The organism is Candidatus Zixiibacteriota bacterium, assembly GCA_040752595.1.
Lineage (GTDB): Bacteria > Zixibacteria > MSB-5A5 > WJJR01 > WJJR01 > JACQFV01.
Map to the genome: position 1 here is coordinate 1 of JBFMGX010000021.1, position 2,707 is coordinate 2,707.

General features: G+C 63.3%; 4 protein-coding genes. All 4 read right to left on the reverse strand.

Annotated elements, in window-relative coordinates; genetic code table 11:
• Positions 1-523: hypothetical protein (locus AB1792_06835; protein MEW5701926.1), on the reverse strand; the 523-nt coding region annotated here is incomplete at its 3' end.
• A 34-nt stretch (positions 524-557) separates the two neighbouring features.
• Positions 558-1,955 (reverse strand): DUF4384 domain-containing protein, encoded by a 1,398-nt coding sequence (locus AB1792_06840; protein ID MEW5701927.1) that lies wholly within the window; start codon positions 1,953-1,955, stop codon positions 558-560.
• Between the two features lie 11 nt (positions 1,956-1,966).
• Positions 1,967-2,209 (reverse strand): hypothetical protein, encoded by a 243-nt coding sequence (locus AB1792_06845; protein MEW5701928.1) that lies wholly within the window; start codon positions 2,207-2,209, stop codon positions 1,967-1,969.
• Between the two features lie 64 nt (positions 2,210-2,273).
• Positions 2,274-2,707: hypothetical protein (locus tag AB1792_06850; GenBank protein ID MEW5701929.1), on the reverse strand; the 434-nt coding region annotated here is incomplete at its 5' end.

The window sequence follows — 2,707 nt, forward strand, 5'->3', positions numbered from 1 at the left end:
CATAGCCACGAAAGATGATTTCTTCCTGCACGACCAGGCACAGACCGCCGATCAACATCAAGAGCAGGTACAGCACTCCTCGTGTCAGCGATGCGGAGGTCCCCGTCAGCGTGACGGCACCGGCTCCGATCGCGGTTGCGACGATCAGGACGACGGCGACCATGGACACCAGGGTCCCCGTGCCGAACAGCGTCAGGGCACGTCGGCGATGGAGTCCCACATGGGACCAGCCCCGCTTCTCGACGTACCGGAGGAACCCGAAGCAGACCAGCAGTACGACGGCGAGACTCGCAATGCTGGAGGCAAGAAACCAGGGCTCATTCAACCCCCGCCCATCGTACTGGGACCAGTACCGGGCGGACACGGCACCGAGGCCCGCGAACACCACCAACTGCAGCAAGGCATATGTCGCAACCATGAAGGCAATGACCTTCACGACACCAACTGCCCAGCCCGGTTTGCGAGAGCCACTCAGCATCGCCTTGGTCGCCTCGTCTGATTGTGAGTGTGACAGTATCCGCATCGATCAATCGCGGTCGTCAATCGTCATTCCCTCATCAGTCGCGTTTCCGACGTTGCGGCTTGTCGCCTTTGTCGGCGGAGCGTGTCTCCGGGCGGGATTTCGTCTTGGTGATGTTCCCGGAACCCGCGTCGTCTTTCGTTCGCCCGTCCTTTGCCGTTGCCTTGCGTGACGCACTCTGCTGTACCCGGTCCTTCTCTCCGGCCGAGGCGGCCAGATCGCGCGCGGCGCCCTTGACCGCTGTGGTCACTGAACTCCACCACCCCGAGCGCTTCTCCTTGGATGCCTTCTCAGCGGAGGGCGCTGGGTGGTTCTTCTCGCCCACCGTTTCGACGCGCCGTTCCGGGCGGATCTCCCCGGTTCGGACGACCCGGCCGGTCGCGGGAGACTCTTCCATTTGGCGGACGGTTCTTCCGTGATTGATCTGGATCGGTTGCACCTCGACTTGGTCGCGGACACGTCGCTCACGTGTCGCCGTGCCCGGACGGAAATCGCGCTGATGATCACGTCCAATGTCGGCCGAAGGCGGTGTCCCGCGTCGGGCGACCTTGGTGTGATTGCCGCGGGCTCGCTCATACCCGCCATCTGACCCGATGGGCCCACGGTACTCGCGCTTGGGGTGGAATGCGACAGTGTGTCGGCGCACCAGGCGCGTTCCGGAATAGCAGGTGATCACGTGCCGGCCATAGTGGTGGCGGGGAATCCACAGCGGGGCGATGCCGATGTAGACGCCGTCGATGTAGATTCGTCCGCCGACCGGCCAGCCGATGTAGATTTCGCCGTAGAAGTAATCGGGCCACGGGTCCCAGATGACCGAGACGTGATGGATGTGGCGCGGGCGAACGTAGAAAGTCGCCAGGTCGGCGGCGCACCAATCCCAGTAGCGCCCGGCGATCTTGCGGTTGACGATCTCCATGTACGCCAGGGGGTCACCGCCGCAACGGAAGTCGCGCAACTCCGGATCGGGGCAGACACCGTCATCGCCGTTGACGGAGCGCAGATAGACCGGCCAGTCGGGGAGCGCGATGGGGAACTCGGAGGCAATCGCCTGCACGTACTCGGTCCCCGCCGGACCATCGACGCGCCAATCGTAACCGTCCTGCGGTCGCGGGAAGCGGATCGATTCCCCGGCGGCGACGAAGTTGTCGTCCCACGGGTCGGCGGGAAACAACACCTGAAGCCGACCGCGCGTGTCGATGTCATAGAGGATCAAAAAGCAATCCCGCGTCGCCTCGACATGGAAGGCAATCGGGTCGCCCTCGCGATAGGTTGCTCCCTCGCCGCGATCGGGCCATATCCAGACTTGCAGGTCCTCTTTCGGCACGGGGACGATCTGAATCTTCTCCCTAGGTCCCCTCTGAGCTGTTGCCGTCCCCATCATGAGCAGCATCGCGCTCACAGAGGCGGCCAATCGGGTGATCTTCTGTGTCTTCATGACCCACTCTCCTATCGTGCGGCCACATTCTCCTGCGCGACGACCGTCGAGTCCGATGCCAATGTGCCGCTGGAATCGGGCGCGGGTTTGTAGTCCACGATCACTACGGCGGCGTGGCAATCCTCGCAATCACCATCGTCGTACCGGCTGCGGTGCGGCTCATCGGAGGCGATGATCAGCATGCACCCGGCGCTCCCGATGGCCAGCGTGATCACCGTCGCCAGCATCAGCCGTCTGATTGTTGTGTCTCTCATCGCTCCCTCCCCTCCCTGTGAGATCATGTCCCATTCTGTCCGGTCGTTTCACAGCGCGCCCAACTTACCGACCGGCATGTGCGCCCGTGGAATCGCGACGCTGCGCCGCCCGTTTCAACTCCGGATTCCCTGGGTCGATCTGATAAGCCCAGTCGATCCGTGCCCAGGTCGTGCCGACGTTCGTCACGCGAAACTTGGCATAGTTGGCCAGTTCGGAGCCGGGATCGCGGAAGACCTCGATCACGTAAGAGTGGCCGCGGATCACTTCGGCCCGGTGCAGCGCCGAGTACCCGTCCTGGGGTGCCCAGTCGACGTCGTCCAGCGATTCCGTGTAGCCGAAGTCCTGCAGGTAGGTGTCATCATGGATCGCCTCGATGTAGAGGATGTCCTGCTCAGAGTCATAGACGAGCGCGATGTCGCCACGATCATCGCCGGGCGAGACCGGCGACTCCGCTTCGAAGGAGAAGGCCGCGATGGAGGTCCGGTCAGCGTCAAGCA

Excerpts from the sequence above, each read along its gene's own strand:
- AB1792_06840 (MEW5701927.1), bottom strand. The coding sequence starts at position 1,955 with ATGAAGACACAGAAGATCACCCGATTGGCCGCCTCTGTGAGCGCGATG.
- AB1792_06845 (MEW5701928.1), bottom strand. The coding sequence starts at position 2,209 with ATGAGAGACACAACAATCAGACGGCTGATGCTGGCGACGGTGATCACG.